General features: G+C 68.4%; 12 protein-coding genes. 6 read left to right on the top strand and 6 right to left on the bottom strand.

Annotated features, from left to right (window positions below; translation table 11 throughout):
- Window positions 1-44: 44 nt before the first annotated feature.
- From OEJ36_RS13335 to OEJ36_RS13320, 4 genes are all read left to right on the top strand, one after another.
- Complete coding sequence (locus OEJ36_RS13335) at window positions 45-3419, top strand: PAS domain-containing protein (RefSeq protein ID WP_263401894.1); 3375 nt, start codon at window positions 45-47, stop codon at window positions 3417-3419.
- Between the two features lie 116 nt (window positions 3420-3535).
- Window positions 3536-4030 (top strand): DUF1543 domain-containing protein, encoded by a 495-nt coding sequence (locus tag OEJ36_RS13330; protein ID WP_021217967.1) that lies wholly within the window; start codon window positions 3536-3538, stop codon window positions 4028-4030.
- A 228-nt stretch (window positions 4031-4258) separates the two neighbouring features.
- Window positions 4259-5515, top strand: a complete 1257-nt coding sequence (locus OEJ36_RS13325; RefSeq protein WP_263401893.1) for an HD-GYP domain-containing protein — start codon at window positions 4259-4261, stop codon at window positions 5513-5515.
- Window positions 5516-6004: 489 nt separating this feature from the next.
- Entirely contained in the window at window positions 6005-7594 is a 1590-nt protein-coding gene (locus tag OEJ36_RS13320) for a malate:quinone oxidoreductase (protein WP_263401892.1), read from the top strand.
- Window positions 7595-7738: 144 nt separating this feature from the next.
- Here OEJ36_RS13320 and OEJ36_RS13315 read toward each other — a convergent pair whose 3' ends face one another.
- The 3 genes from OEJ36_RS13315 to OEJ36_RS13305 all read right to left on the bottom strand — a co-directional run bounded on the left by OEJ36_RS13315 (window position 7739) and on the right by OEJ36_RS13305 (window position 9980).
- Window positions 7739-8341, bottom strand: coding sequence for a flavin reductase family protein (locus OEJ36_RS13315; protein ID WP_263401891.1), 603 nt, complete (start codon window positions 8339-8341; stop codon window positions 7739-7741).
- Between the two features lie 79 nt (window positions 8342-8420).
- Window positions 8421-9011, bottom strand: coding sequence for a chalcone isomerase family protein (locus tag OEJ36_RS13310; RefSeq protein ID WP_263401890.1), 591 nt, complete (start codon window positions 9009-9011; stop codon window positions 8421-8423).
- A 72-nt stretch (window positions 9012-9083) separates the two neighbouring features.
- Window positions 9084-9980 (bottom strand): alpha/beta fold hydrolase, encoded by an 897-nt coding sequence (locus tag OEJ36_RS13305; RefSeq protein ID WP_263401889.1) that lies wholly within the window; start codon window positions 9978-9980, stop codon window positions 9084-9086.
- Between the two features lie 126 nt (window positions 9981-10106).
- Between OEJ36_RS13305 and OEJ36_RS13300 the strand changes: the two genes are divergently transcribed.
- Entirely contained in the window at window positions 10107-10871 is a 765-nt protein-coding gene (locus OEJ36_RS13300; protein WP_263401888.1) for a DUF2092 domain-containing protein, read from the top strand.
- Between the two features lie 206 nt (window positions 10872-11077).
- Window positions 11078-11692: a hypothetical protein gene (locus OEJ36_RS13295; protein ID WP_263401887.1), complete on the top strand. Its 615-nt coding sequence runs from the start codon at window positions 11078-11080 to the stop codon at window positions 11690-11692.
- Window positions 11693-11798: 106 nt separating this feature from the next.
- Here the strand turns inward: OEJ36_RS13295 and OEJ36_RS13290 are convergent, their stop codons facing one another.
- From OEJ36_RS13290 to OEJ36_RS13280, 3 genes are all read right to left on the bottom strand, one after another.
- Window positions 11799-12107 carry a hypothetical protein gene (locus OEJ36_RS13290; RefSeq protein ID WP_263401886.1) on the bottom strand — a complete coding sequence of 103 codons (309 nt, stop codon included), beginning with the start codon at window positions 12105-12107 and terminating at the stop codon, window positions 11799-11801.
- A 134-nt stretch (window positions 12108-12241) separates the two neighbouring features.
- The gene (locus tag OEJ36_RS13285; protein WP_411861002.1) at window positions 12242-13156 is read right to left on the bottom strand and encodes an alpha/beta fold hydrolase; all 915 of its coding nucleotides are present in this window, start codon (window positions 13154-13156) and stop codon (window positions 12242-12244) included.
- Between the two features lie 78 nt (window positions 13157-13234).
- Window positions 13235-14032 carry a crotonase/enoyl-CoA hydratase family protein gene (locus OEJ36_RS13280; protein WP_263401884.1) on the bottom strand — a complete coding sequence of 266 codons (798 nt, stop codon included), beginning with the start codon at window positions 14030-14032 and terminating at the stop codon, window positions 13235-13237.
- Window positions 14033-14164: the final 132 nt, after the last annotated feature.

Raw genomic sequence — 14164 nt, 5'->3', positions numbered from 1 at the left:
CATGCCCTCTCGTCGACAGCCTTGCCGCCCTGGATCCAGCCCCGATGACCGATGAAGCGCCCCGCTCGCCAACCGGCACGCCGAGCCCGCAATTCCTGCCCAGCAGCGGTGAGCTGGGCCGGCTGATCAACGCCCATGACTGGGCGGCGACGCCCCTTGGGCCCATCGAAGCCTGGCCGCAAAGCCTGAAGACCGTCACCGGCCTGCTGTTGCTCTCGCCGGTGCCCATCGTGCTGCTGTGGGGCGAGGCCGGCACCATGATCTACAACGACGCCTATTCGGTGTTCGCCGGCGGGCGCCACCCGCAGCTGCTGGGCTCCGAGGTGCGCAAGGGCTGGCCCGAGGTCGCCGACTTCAACGACAACGTGATGAAGGTCGGCCTGGCCGGCGGCACCCTCGCCTACAAGGACCAGGAGCTCACCCTGCACCGCCGGGGCGGACCCGAGCAGGTGTGGATGAACCTCGACTACTCGCCAGTGCTGGACGAGAGCGGTCGCCCGGCGGGGGTCATCGCCATCGTCGTCGAGACCACCGAGCGAGTGCGCGCCGAGCGCCACATGCAGGCCGAGCGCAGCCGCTTGCAAAGCATGTTCGAGCAGGCGCCGGGGCTGATGGCCCTGCTCAGCGGGCCCGACTACGTATTCGAGCTGGCCAACCCCGTGTACCGGCGCCTGGTGGGCGAGCGCGAACTGATCGGCCGCCCCCTGCGCGAAGCCCTGCCCGAGGTGGAGCGCCAGGGCTTCATCGAGCTGCTGGACCAGGTTCGCACCAGCGGCAAGGCCTATGTCGGCACCGGCGTGCGCGTGCTCCTGCAACGCGAGGCCAACGGCCCGGAGGAAGAACGGGTGCTCGACTTCGTCTACCAGCCGGTGGTGGATGGCCAGGGGCAGATCAGCGCCATCTTCGTCGAGGGCCAGGATGTCACCGAACGCGCCGAGGCCGAGGACCGGGTGCGCAACAGCGAGGAGCGCTTCCGCGCCCTGGTCAACGCCTCCTCCGACATGCTCTACCGCATGGACCCGGACTGGACCGAGATGCGCCGCCTCGACGGCAAGGGGGTGATCGCCGACACCCACAGCCCCACCGCCAACTGGCAGCAGGACTACATCCACCCCGATGACCAGCCCCTGGTACGCGAGGCCATTGCCCATGCGGTGCGGACCCGCAGCCCCTTCCAGCTGGAACACCGGGTGCACCTGCTCGATGGCAGCATCGGCTGGACCCAGTCCCGCGCCGTGCCGCTGCTGGACGCCAAGGGCGAACTCTGCGAGTGGTTCGGTGCCGCCAGCGATGTCACCGGCCGCCACCTGGCCGAGGACGCCCTGCGCGAGAACGAGGCGCGCCTGGTGTTTCTCGACGCCCTGGCCAAGGAAACCGCGCGCAGTGCCAACGCCGACCTGATCCTCGCCACCACCACCCAGATGCTCGGCCAGTACCTGGGCGTTTCGGTCTGCGCCTATGCCGACATGGATGCCGATGGCGACGGTTTCACCATCCGTGGCGACTGGGCCGCCCCCGGCCAGCAGAGCATCATCGGCCACTACCGGCTCTCCGATTTCGGCCAGCTGGCAGTGCAGCGCCTCGGCGCCGGGCTGCCCCTGGTGCTGGACGACAACCGTGGCCAGCTGCCGCCCGAGGAGGCCGCCACCTTCCTCGCCATCGGCCTGGCGGCGACCATCTGCCTGCCCCTGGTCAAGGGTGGCCGGCTCACCGCGCTGATGGCCATCCACGACAGCCGCCCGCGCAACTGGACGCACAAGGAGCTGGCCCTGCTCACCGAGGTGACCGAGCGCTCCTGGGCCCACATCGAGCGGGTGCGTTCGGAGGCCGAGGCCCGCGAGGGCGAACGCCGCTTCCGCGAGGAGCTGGAAGCCAAGGTGGCCGAGCGCACCGCCGCCCTGGCCCAGAGCGAAGCCAGCATCCGCGCCATCTTCGAAACCTCGCACCTCTACCAGGGGCTGATCGCCGCCAGCGGCGAGGTGCTGCACTTCAATGCGACCGCCCTGGCGGGTATCGACGCCAGCCTGGAGCAGGTGGCCGGCAAGCCCTTCTGGGAAACCCCCTGGTTCACCAGCACGCCCGGCATGCCCGAGGTGATCCGCGCGGCGGTGCAACGGGTCGCCGCCGGCGCCACCGAGAACCTCGGCATGGCCCTGGACCTGCCCGGCGGCACCCGGCTGTTCGACTTCTCCCTGCGGCCGGTGCTCAGCGAGGCCGGCGAGGTGGTCGCCATGGTGCCCGAAGCGGTGGAGAAGACCGCCCGGGTAAAGGCCGAGCAGGCCCTGCAGCAGGTGCAGAAGATGGAGGCCATCGGCAGCCTCACCGGCGGCATCGCCCACGACTTCAACAACCTGCTGATGGCGGTGCTCGGCAGCCTCGAACTGCTGCGCCGGCGCATGCCCCAGGAGGCGCCGCTGCTGCGTCTGGTGGACAACGCCCGCACCGCCGCCGAACGCGGTGCCTCGCTGACCACGCGCATGCTCGCCTTCGCCCGGCGCCAGGACCTGCGCCGCGAACTCATCGACCTGCGCCAACTGGTGGAGGACATGACCGAGCTGCTGCAGAGCGCCCTGGGTTCCACCATCGCCGTCGAGACCCTGTTCCCGCTGCAGCTGCCGGCGGTGGAGACCGACCCCAACCAGCTGGAATCCGCCCTGCTCAACCTCGCCGTCAACGCCCGCGACGCCATGGGCGGCGAAGGCCGCATCGTCATCGCCGCCCGCGAGGAGGCGGTGCCCCTGGGCGACAGCGGGCTGCGGCCGGGGCGCTACGTGTGCCTGGCGGTCACCGACATGGGCGAAGGCATGGATGAAGCCACGCTCAAGCGCGCCACCGAGCCCTTCTTCACCACCAAGGGCATCGGCAAGGGCACCGGGCTTGGCCTGTCCATGGTCCACGGCTTCGCCGAGCAGTCCGACGGCGTGCTGCGCCTGCACAGCACGCCACGGCGCGGCACCACCGCGGAGATCTGGCTGCCCGCGCAGGAGGCCCTGCACGGCGAACCCCCGGTGCGGCAGGTCACGATGCTGGCACCGGCCGGTGCCTCGACAGCGCCGGGCCTGGCGATTCTCGCGGTGGACGATGACGACCTGGTGCTGACCAATACCGCCGAGATGCTGGAGGACCTCGGCCACCACGTGGCCGTCGCCCACTCCGCCAAGGAAGCCCTGGATCTGCTCGAGCGTGAGCGCTACGACCTGCTGGTGACCGACCATGCGATGCCCTACATGACGGGCGCGCAGCTGGCGCTGGAGGTTCGTGCACGCCACCCCGGGCTGCCGGTGCTGATGGTATCCGGCTACGCCGAGCTGCCCACCGGCGTGCGCCTGGACCTGCCGCGCCTGTCCAAGCCCTTCACCCAGCGCCAGTTGGCCGAAGCGGTGGACGGTATCGCCGGGCTCTCCGCCAGGCGCGGTTGAGGGACGACGCTTCGTCCGGGCGCCGGACGGCGCTACCACCCAGCGAAGCGGCGCCTTACCATGGCGCCCCCGCCCGGCACCGGATGCCGGGCCCGATCGACCTGCCAGGACCCAAGATGCTGTTCGTCGTGATGCTCGGAGGCAAGCACCCCCGGGCCAAGATCGAAGTCCATGACGTGGTGTTCGCCTTCGCCGACACCATCGAAGACACCCACCCGCAATTGCGCCACGAATGGTTCGGCAGCCCCGCCGGCCTGCACATAGACTCGTGGATGGCCATCGAAGGCGTCGACGGCTACCGCGTCAGCCTCGGCAATGCCGCCCCCGCTGCCGGTGCGCCCCGCCTGTTCTTCCTCAACCTCGGCGGCTACGAGCCGGGCGCCTTCGGCGAAGCCCATCGCTACCTGCTGGTGGTGGCGCGGGACAAGGCCGAGGCCAAGGAAAAGGGCAAGCGGCGCATGCTCGCCGGCTGGGACAAGCCCCACACCGACGCCCTGCTGGACGTCGACGACTGCGTTCCCATCGACCAGGTGGACGGCCGCTACGTGCAACTGGTGGAAGGCGAGCACCGCGGCATCACCCAGCGCAGCGACTACGTGATCCTCTCCTGAGCATGCCCGCAGGCGGCCGGCCCTTGCGCCGCCTGCGAAGCAACTATGCTGAACCCCGTGAAACCGGACCACTCAAAGGAAACGAGGGCGGATCGCGGCATCTACCGGCGCCGACGCAACCCCGCGCATCCTGACGACCGGGCACGGGCGGCCGAACGGATGACAGGGCTGCTCTGAGGAAGGCAAACCGTTAGACTGCCATCACTTAGCCAGCACCTGGGCCATGGAATGACCGCAGCACCTGCCTACATCACGCCGGACCAGCTTTGCGTCGGCCTCTTCATCCAGCTCGAACTGGGTTGGTGGGAGCACGACTTCACCTTCAGCAACTTCAAGATCAAGGACGAGGCGCAGATCAAGGCGCTGCGCGACCTCGGCCTCAAACGCCTGCGTTATGACCCGGCGCGCAGCGATTGCGAACCCCTTGAGCTGGAGCCCGACGCGCCGCCCCCGCCGGAACCCGAGGAAGCACCGCCGCCCAGCCCCGAAGACATCGCCCGCCAGGAGCGGGTGGTCAAGCTGAGCAAGCTGCGCAAGCGCCTGGCGGAGGTGGACCGCAAGTTCATCCACGCCAGCCAGCAGGTGAAGCAACTCAACCAGACCCTGCGCAGCCAGCCCGAGGAAGCCCTCAAGCAGGCCGGCCAGGTGGTCGGCGACCTGGTGGCCTCGGTGCTCGGCGAAGACGGCGCCGCCCTGCACAGCATCAACGGCAAGGCCGGCGACGATGCCTACTTCCACTCGCTGAACGTCACCGTGCTCTCGGTCATGCTCGGCCGCCAGCTCGGCTACGACAGCGAGGCCTGCCACAGCCTCGGCCTCGGTGCCCTGCTCCACGACATCGGCAAGATGGACGTGCCCAGCAAGGTGCTGCTCAAGCCCGAACCCCTGACCCGCCCCGAGCAGCAGTTGCTGCAGATGCACACCGAGTTCGGCCTGCGCCGCAGCCAGCAGTTGATGCTCGATGACGAGGTGCAGCGGATCATCCACGAGCACCACGAGTACTGCGACGGCAGCGGCTACCCCAAGCAGCTGCACGAGGCCAGCATCGCCCGCCTGAGCCGGGTGGTGTGCATCACCAACCACTTCGACAACCTGTGCAACCCGCTCAACCCGCGCGACGGCCTCAGCCCCCACGAGGCCCTGTCGCGCATGTACGGGCAGTACCGCCAGCGCTTCGACGAGGTGATGCTCAAGGCCTTCATCCGCTGCATGGGCGTGTACCCGCCGGGCAGCCTGGTGCAGCTGCAGGACGACCGCTACGGCCTGGTGCTGGGCATGCACCCGACCCTGCCGCTGAAGCCGACGCTGATCCTCTTCGACCCCAAGGTGCCGAAGGAAGAAGCGCTGATCGTCAACCTCGAGCACGAGCCCTCGATCGCCATCGCCCGCAGCGTGCGTCCCGGGCAGGTGCCGCCGGACGCGCTGGAGTACCTCGACCCGCGACAGCAGGTGACCTACTACGTGGACCCGCGCACCCGGGGCTGAAAAATTCCTGCGCTCGGTGATGCTGCGTTGAAAACAGCCTCGGAATGCTCATTTACAAACGTAAACTCCGCTTCTTTGCCTGTTTCTGCCTTGCCTGACCTTCGCTCGGAGATTTTTCGTGCAGCGCCCCAGGGGGCGCTCGGTCACAACCAACCGGGCGAAATTCCGCCTAGATCACCCCAAGCACACCGCTGTAATGGCGGACTCCCGCCACTACAAGCACCACGCTCGATGGCATGACCCGCACAGCGCCTGGCCTGAAGCCGCCAGGCACGCTCCTTGCTCTATTGGCCGCCCACGGTGGCGAACAGCCACCGCATGCAGGGCGCCGAGGCGCCTGACCGGGGCGCCGCACACGCCCCGGCCACGAGAATGCATGGCCGCCAGCCCAGGAAGACGAACCACCCGAGCGCCACCGAGCCAGCGGGGTTCGTCGCTCCGCGTGCCCCCGGGGCGGCAGGCCATGCTCGAAATCTGGACGGTTGGTAAATGAAGAAACTACTGCTGGCGCTCCTGTGCCTGAGCGTCATGGGCTGCTCCCAGCCCGATTCCTCCGAGAAACCCCTGGACGTGCTGCTGATCGGCGGCGGCATCATGAGCGCCAGCCTCGGCACCTACCTGCACGAGCTCGAACCCGAGTGGACCATCGAGACCTTCGAGCGCCTGGACCAGGTCGCCGAGGAGAGCTCCAACGCCCTGAACAACGCCGGCACCGGCCACTCCGCCTTCTGCGAGCTGAACTACACCCCCGAAACCGCCGACGGCGGCATCGACATCAGCAAGGCCGTGGCGATCAACGAATCCTTCGAGATCTCCAAGCAGTTCTGGGCCTACCAGATCGACCAGGGCGTGCTGAAGAACCCGCACGCCTTCATCAACACCGTGCCGCACATGAGCTTCGTCTGGGGTGACGACAACGTCGCCTACCTGAAGAAACGCCACGCGGCCCTGCAGCACAGCCCGCTGTTCCGCGGCATGGAGTACAGCGAGGACCACGCGCAGATCGCCCAGTGGGTACCGCTGGTGATGGAGAACCGCGCCCAGGACCAGAAGATCGCCGCCACCCGCATGCCCATCGGCACGGACGTGAACTTCGGCGAGATCACCCGGCAGCTGTTCGGCTCGCTGTCCGAGTCGCCCAACTTCAAGCTCAACCTCAGCCATGAAGTGCGCGACATCGTGCGCAACGAAGACGGCACCTGGAAAGTCGTGGTCGCCGACCTGGCCAAGGGCGGCGAAGAGCGCGCGGTCAACGCCCGCTTCGTGTTCATCGGCGCCGGCGGCGGCGCCCTCAAGCTGCTGCAGAAATCCGCCATCCCCGAAGCGGACGGCTACGCCGGCTTCCCGGTGGGCGGCTCGTTCCTGATGACCCGCAACCAGGACATCGTCGCGCGCCACCACGCCAAGCTCTACGGCAAGGCTTCGGTCGGCTCGCCGCCCATGTCCGTGCCGCACCTGGACACCCGCGTGGTCGATGGCCAGGAGGTGCTGCTGTTCGGCCCCTTCGCCACCTTCTCCACCAAGTTCCTCAAGAACGGCTCGCACATGGACATGTTCAGCGCTATCACCACCGGCAACATCGGCCCGATGACCAATGCCGGCATCGACAACATGGACCTCAGCCAGTACCTGATCGGCCAGCTGATGCTCAGCCAGGATGACCGCATGGCCGCCCTGCGCGAGTACTTCCCCGATGCCCAGGACGCCGACTGGGAACTGATCCAGGCCGGCCAGCGCGTGCAGGTGATCAAGAAGGACGCCGAGAAAGGCGGCGTGCTGCAGTTCGGCACCGAAGTGGTCAGTGCAGCCGACGGCTCCATCGCCGCGCTGCTGGGCGCCTCCCCGGGTGCCTCCACCGCCGCGCCGATCATGCTCAGCGTGCTGGAGAAGACCTTCCCCGAGAAGATGAAGAGCGAGGCCTGGCAGGCCCGCCTGAAGGCGATCATCCCCTCCTACGGCCGCAAGCTGAACGATGACGTCGAGCTGACCAACGCCACCCGCGCCTGGAGCCACGGCCGCCTGCAGCTGGACTTCATTCCCGTCCAGCCGGAAAGCACCCCGGCCGCCACCGCCGAGTGATGCAACCGCCCCGCCCGCCCGGGCGGGGCGTCTCCCCTTGCGGGAGCGAATTCATTGGCGAATGGATTACCCGGCCATGCGCACCCGAGTGCCTGCGGAAGGTCTTTCGCGGTTGAAACCGCTCCCACACCTAACGGGAAGCCCTCACCCCTTGAGCGGCAACTCCTTCCCGCCAACGCCCTCGCCTATCACCAGGTAATGCCCGCCCGCCACATGGTGCAGGGTGCGCAGGTCGTCATGCCCCTCGAAGGTCCAGCGGCCCTCGCTGAACACCCGCGCATCGGCCCAGGCGGCCACCACTTCGCCGAGGAACAGGTCATAGCGCTCCTGGATGTGCGGCTCGGGCAGCAGGCGGCATTCCAGCCAGGCCACGCAGCCCTCCACCAGCGGCGCCTCGACCTGCTCGCCGGAAAAGGTGGCGATACCGTAGGCGTCGAACTTGTCGTGCCCCGCCTCGTCCAGGGTCTGCCCGGAGCTGGAGCCGACCGTCTGCACCAGGTCGACCTGGTGGCGCGCCGGCACGTTGAGCACGAAGGTGCCGGAGGCTTCCAGCAGGCGGCGGGTCCAGGTGGACTTGTCGAGCACCACCGAGACCTTGGGCGGCTCGAAATCCAGGGCCATGGCCCAGGCCGCCGCCATGACATTGCGCTTGCCACCATGGGCCGCGCTGACCAGCACGGTGGGGCCGTGGTTGATCAGACGATAGGCCTTGGCCAGGGGAACGGGACGGCGATGATCGGCGGACATGGCAAGGCTCCGTAAGGCTGCGAAACGGGACGGCGCAGCCTGCACCAGGGGCCGGCAAACGGCAAGGGTAATGCCGGGGTCAGGGGTGGCAGCAGTCCACCGCCACCGCCGCCCCGCTATCGAAGGGTGAACGCAGGCCACCGAGCAATTGCTGGCGCAACTCGGGCTCCTGGGTGCGCGGGTCCAGCCAGATGCCGAAGAAGGTCCGGGCGAACAGCGGGTCGCGCACCTCATAGGGGGCCCGCCCTTCCACGTACAGGCGCCCGCCGACACCGGGCAGGTAGACGCCGGTGATGCGCTGGCCGGGCTCGACGTCGACGAAAGCGCGCTCCATCTCCGCCTGCCAGGCCGCCAGCCGGGCTGCATCCACCGCTTCGCCGCCCAGGCGCTGCAGGTCGTCGAGGCTGGCTTCCACCAGGGTGTCGCGGCTGATGGTGCGCTGGTAGACCAGCTCCAGGGCGAAGGGCCGGTCTTCCCCCAGCACCGCGCCGGGCGCCCACAGCCTGGCATCGTAGATATGGAAGCCATAGGCGCTGAACTCGCCACTGCCCACAACCTGTGCATCCGGCACGGCCTCGCGCCAGCCGTCTGCCAGGGCCTGTTGCAGGCCCAGCAGGCCGATGAAGGTCGCGACCAGCAGGTGGCGCGGCGAGAAGGATCGGATGGTCACGGGGTGGCGCCTCCTGAAAGTGGATGGACCCAGTGTCCCGCAGCCAGATTGCAGTATTCCGTACGCGCCCGATCAGTGCGCCAACAGCTCGAGCACCGCCGCCACCGTCTCCCCCGGTGCCTCCTGGGGGATGTTGTGGCCGACGCCGGGCAACAGCTGGCGCCGGTAGGGGCCGGTGAAGTGCGCGGCGCTGTCGTCCACCTCGGGCGGTGGGCCGACGCCATCGTCCAGGCCGCTCAGGGACAGGGTGGGCACGCCGATGGCCGGTTGCGCCGCCAGCTGCCGCTCGATGGCCTCCAGCGCCGGGTCCCCCGGTGCGTAGCCGTAGCGATGGCGGTAGGAATGGATCACCACCTCGACGAAGTCCGGGTTGTCGAAGGCCTCGGCGCTGGCGGCATAGGTGGCCTCGTCGAAACGCCAGGTCGGTGACCACAGCTGCCAGAGCAGGCGGCACAGCGCCCCCCGGTTCGCCTCCAGCCCCAGGTGCCCACGCGGCGTGTGGAAGTAGAACTGGTACCAGTAGCGGAACTCCTGCTCGGGCGCGGCCGGTGTGCCGGAGACAGCGATGTTCTGGATGTTGTAGCCATCCCCCGTCACCAGCGCCCGCACCCGCTCCGGCCACAGCGCCGCGACGATGCAGGCGGCGCGCCCGCCCCAGTCATAGCCCACCAGGGTCGCCCGGGGGATCGCCAGGGCGTCCATGAAGTCCAGCAGGTCCTGGCCCAGGGCCGCCTGCTGGCCGGAGCGCAGGGTGTCTCCGGCCAGAAAGCGCGTGGAGCCGTAGCCACGCAGGTGCGGCACCAGCACCCGCAGCCCCTGGGCCGCCAGGGCCGGCGCCACGGCATCGTAGGCACGCGGCGAATAGGGGAAGCCGTGGAGCAGGATCACCACCTCATCCCCCGCGCCATGCTCTTCATAGGCCAGCGCCAGACTGGGTGTACAGACCGTATGGATCGTCCTTGTCGCCATGAAACCCGCTCCTTGCCCCGATGATGGGGGACAGCTTAGCCAGCCGCCGCTGAATTGCCGCCGGAACCAACCCGAGGACTGCCTGACCTAACGATTATCGACAGGCTCGCGCCGAGGTCACCCACCATGCCCAGCCCAGCACACCTGGTATTCGCCCTGGCGTTCGCCCTTCTCTCCTGTGGCGCCCTGGCAGCAGAGGATGAAGCCCCCGATGCCGGCGCCCTCGCCGCCCTGGTGAAGATGGGCGAACACCTGCGCGGCCTGCAGCAGTACGCCATCGATGCGGAAAGCGACAGCGACCAGTTGCTGGAAAACGGCCAGGCGCTGGTGGTGCATGCCCGCACCCAACTGCTGGTGAGCGCGCCGGACAAGCTGCGCGTGCAGGTGACGAGCACCGATTATCAGCGCAGCCTGTTCTACGACGGCCAGCAGTTCACCCTCTACGACAGCCGCCAGGGCTACTTCGGCCGGGAGGTGGCGCCCACCAGCCAGGAAGAGCTGCTGGCCCTGCTCGGCGAACGCTACGGCATCCAACTACCGTTGGCCGACCTCATCCACTGGGGCCCAGACACCGCCCAGCGGGTGGGCATTGGCAGCGCGCTCCACGTCGGTACTGAACAGGTCGGCGACCAGAGCTGCGAGCACTACGCCTACCGCCAGCCAGGGCTGGACTGGCAGCTGTGGCTACGCCAGGGCGACGAGCCCCTGCCCTGCAAGATGGTGCTGACCCGCCTCGACCAACCCGAACGCCCGCGCCACAGCGTGACCTACCAGTGGGACACCCTGCCCATGGTCGGCCCCACCGACTTCGTCTTCACCCCGCCCGAAGGGGCGAAGCCGGTGCCGTTGCTGGAGTTGCAGGCGGGGGTGGGTGGAGAACGCAAGCCCTGAGCGACCTGTCACTCGTTGCGTTGGAAACGGAAATCAGCCGGTAGCCGGCCACGGAAGGTAGGCAACCGCTCCAGCCGCTGCGCGACGCCACAGGGACAGCGTATGCCAGGGAGGCGTACCCATAACGCCGTGGACAGCCCACCGGAGAGGCGCTAATTTCTGCCGCCTCGGCGCCCCTGATGGCCGCCACGACAAGGAACGTCCCCATGAAGTACCTGCTCACCCTGCTGCTGGCCATCACCCTCGCGGGTTGCCAGAACAGCCCGTTCCAGCCCCAGGACATGCCCGCCGCCGGCCCCTACCGGCATGACGACACGGGCATCATCTTCCCGACCACCGCCGGCATCTTCCTCCGCACCCAGATCATGCGCTTCGACGAGCGGGCCCGGCATATCATGGTCGGCTACAACTCCGAGCTGATCGCCCAGCCCGTCGTCTTCACCGCCTATGTCTACCCGGTGCCGCAGGTCAGTTCGATCGGCTCGCCGGCGGATGTCATCGCGGCGGCCCGGCACCAACTGGTGCTCAACCACCAGCAACAGCAGAAGCAGGAAATCCTCACCTTCCACAAGACCGGCAAGCTGGTCGGCGAGCAGCCGGTAACCCTGGACTACCGGGGCCAGGCCATCACCGGCCTGCGCGCAGACTTCGAATTCGTCGAGCCCTTCGCCGGCGAAGTGCAGCCGATCCGCTCCTCGCTCTACCTGTTCGAACTGGGCGACAGCATGCTCAAGTTCCGCGTTTCCGCGCCCGTATCGGTGGACAGCGAAGCGGCGGTCAAGGCGATGATCGAGGGGATTGCCGGTTCGGCGGGCCGCTAGTCGCTTTGAGCCCATCGAAACGCACTCTCGATCTGCACATTGCTACGTTGGGCTTCGCACCTCAGCCCAACCTACGGGGCGTAGCCCGGGCTTCAGCCCGGGAGCCTCAACGCATCAGCGCCAGGTAGACGCCGCAGGCCAGGGCCAGCAGCCCGGCGGGGATGGCCAGCAGGGAGATGCGATCGATCTGCCGGGAGAGGCGGATCACGTTGCCGAGGTCATCGGCTTCGGCGGCGCTGCGGCGGCGCAGCACGGGGACCAGGCAGAGGGCGTTGCCGGCCACGGCCACCAGGCCCGCGACCACTTTCAAGGCATAGAGGCCGTCGAAGCGCGCCGGCTCGATCAGCAGCAGCCCGGTGACCAGCGCCAGGCTGAAGGCCGGCATCTCGAAGAACAGGTCGATGCGCCGATGCATCCGCGCCACGGTGAAGCCCCGGGGCGCGGCTGGTGGCGCGCCCCTGTTCCAGCAGGAATTCGACCGCGACGACACCGAGCCAGAAGGCCACGGCGAACAGGTGGAGCTGCAGCAGCAGGGGCATGGCCATATCCTCAGCAGGGAGTGGGTTCGGGGTGCCAGGCACGGCGTAGCGGTGCGTGGGCCAGCAGCCATTTCAGGATGTCGTCCCAGAGCGGTTCGGAACCCGCGCGGAAGTAGCCCATATGGCCGATGGGCTCGCCGCCCTGTGGGGGATGCAGGTCGCGCCGGGTCAGCGGGGCGTTGCTGTAGCCCTTGACGAAGGCGTCCCGCGAGCGCGGTGGTGCCCAGGGATCGTCCACCGAGGTGGCGAACACGCAGGGCGTGCGGACCCTGGCGTAGAGCCCGGCGACATGGGCCATGCCGGGATCGTCGAAGTAGTAGTGCGGGTGGCGGCACCAGCGCTTCCAGTCGCGGTACACACCCAGGGGCAGGTCGTCGCCCATGCCCAGCAGGCTCCAGGCCATGTAGCCCTTCCAGGCGACGATGGGTGGCAGCACCAGGCTCCACAGCAGGCGGGTCTTCAGGGCCTCGCCGCGGGGCATCCAGCCGCTCCAGCCGGCGCCGCTGCCGAGGCTGTAGCACGCGGCGAGGCGATCATGGTTGGGCAGCAGGCCGATGGCGTGCCCGCCGAAGGAATGCCCCACCCAATACAGCGGCAGCGCATCGGCGCCGAGCAGGTCCACTGCGGCGGCCAGGTCCTGATAGGCCCAGTCGAGGTAGGCCATGTGGAAGCCCTTGAGCGTCGCCGGGGCGGATTCGCCGACGCCGCGGTAATCCATGGTCAGTACGTTGAGCCCCTGCCGCGCCGCATGCTCGGCAAAGCGCCGGTAGAAGCGCTGCTGCACACCCGTGGCACCGGCCAGGAGCAGGTTGCCCCGGGCCTCGCCCGGTGCGTGGTAGCGGGTGGCGACCAGAGGGTAGCCGTCGCGTGCGGGCAGGCTGACTTTCTCCACGCGGATGCCCTGTTCGGGAAGGTGCTTGGTCATCGTCTCGTTCATGTTCCAGCTATTCACCTATCCAGGTCGGGCCGGCGCCCGGGTGGCCGCCGACCGCTCAACCACGTTTCAGCGGCCTGTGAAGACCGGTTCACGCTTCTGCATCATCGCCATCACCCCTTCGCGCACGTCTTCGCTGCGGATCAGGCCGAACAGCAGTTCGTTGAGCTGCGAGAGTGCCGCATCATCGCCTTCGTCCCGCGCCTGGAAGGCGGACTGCAGCGTGGCGCGGATGGCCAGGGGCGCGGCCTTGGCGATGCGCTCGGCATATTCGATGGCCCGCGTCAGCGCATGGCCCGGCTCGACCACCTCGGTGAGCAGGCGCATGCGCAGCGCCTCGGCGGCGTCGAAGGTTTCGCCGGTGAGCATGTAGCGCATGGCGTCGGTCCAGCCGGCGGCCTGGGTGAAGCGCACGGTGGAGCCGCCGGACGGCGGGATGCCGCGCAACACCTCCAGATGAGCGAAGCGTGCGTCGCGGGCGGCGATGGCAATATCGGCGTTGAGCACCAGCTCGATCCCCGCCGTCCAGCAGGTGCCTTCCACCGCGACCACCACCGGCTTGGTGCGGCGCGGCTTGGATACGCCCCAGGGGTCGATGCCCTCGCTGGGGTACTGGAAGCCGCCGGAGGCGAGCTTGGGCGTCAGCTCCAGCAGGTCGAGGCCGGCGGTGAAGTGCTCGCCATGGGCGAAGAGCACGGCGCAGCGCATGGCCTCGTCACGCTCGTATTCGCCGATGGCGAGGGACAGGTCGGCAAGCATGGCGCTGTCGAAGGCATTGCGCTTGCCGGCCCGGTCCAGGCCGATCAGAAACAGCTGGTCCCGCCGTTCCCGCGTGACGCGTCCCGCCCCGCTGTTGGCTTCGCTCATGAATAGTCTCCTGGGTATCGATGGCTGTCTGGCGAAGGCTTCGCCAGTTACTTACCGTTTGTTCGGCCAGGAGAAACTAAACAAACATTCGGTAACCGTCAAATTGAGGTGGCGAGGCTTATGCCCTAGAAT

The organism is Pseudomonas sp. PDM13 (assembly GCF_025685765.1).
GTDB lineage: Bacteria > Pseudomonadota > Gammaproteobacteria > Pseudomonadales > Pseudomonadaceae > Metapseudomonas > Metapseudomonas solani.
The sequence above is the reverse complement of the archived record's forward strand: the minus strand, read 5'-3'. Positions and strand labels throughout refer to the sequence as shown.

Bases quoted from the DNA above. Each gene is read 5' to 3' on its own strand.
- OEJ36_RS13335 (WP_263401894.1), top strand. From the start codon at position 45: ATGACCGATGAAGCGCCCCGCTCGCCAACCGGCACGCCGAGCCCGCAA.
- OEJ36_RS13330 (WP_021217967.1), top strand. From the start codon at position 3,536: ATGCTGTTCGTCGTGATGCTCGGAGGCAAGCACCCCCGGGCCAAGATC.
- OEJ36_RS13325 (WP_263401893.1), top strand. From the start codon at position 4,259: ATGACCGCAGCACCTGCCTACATCACGCCGGACCAGCTTTGCGTCGGC.
- OEJ36_RS13320 (WP_263401892.1), top strand. From the start codon at position 6,005: ATGAAGAAACTACTGCTGGCGCTCCTGTGCCTGAGCGTCATGGGCTGC.
- OEJ36_RS13315 (WP_263401891.1), bottom strand. From the start codon at position 8,341: ATGTCCGCCGATCATCGCCGTCCCGTTCCCCTGGCCAAGGCCTATCGT.
- OEJ36_RS13305 (WP_263401889.1), bottom strand. From the start codon at position 9,980: ATGGCGACAAGGACGATCCATACGGTCTGTACACCCAGTCTGGCGCTG.
- OEJ36_RS13300 (WP_263401888.1), top strand. From the start codon at position 10,107: ATGCCCAGCCCAGCACACCTGGTATTCGCCCTGGCGTTCGCCCTTCTC.
- OEJ36_RS13295 (WP_263401887.1), top strand. From the start codon at position 11,078: ATGAAGTACCTGCTCACCCTGCTGCTGGCCATCACCCTCGCGGGTTGC.
- OEJ36_RS13290 (WP_263401886.1), bottom strand. From the start codon at position 12,107: ATGCATCGGCGCATCGACCTGTTCTTCGAGATGCCGGCCTTCAGCCTG.
- OEJ36_RS13285 (WP_411861002.1), bottom strand. From the start codon at position 13,156: ATGACCAAGCACCTTCCCGAACAGGGCATCCGCGTGGAGAAAGTCAGC.
- OEJ36_RS13280 (WP_263401884.1), bottom strand. From the start codon at position 14,032: ATGAGCGAAGCCAACAGCGGGGCGGGACGCGTCACGCGGGAACGGCGG.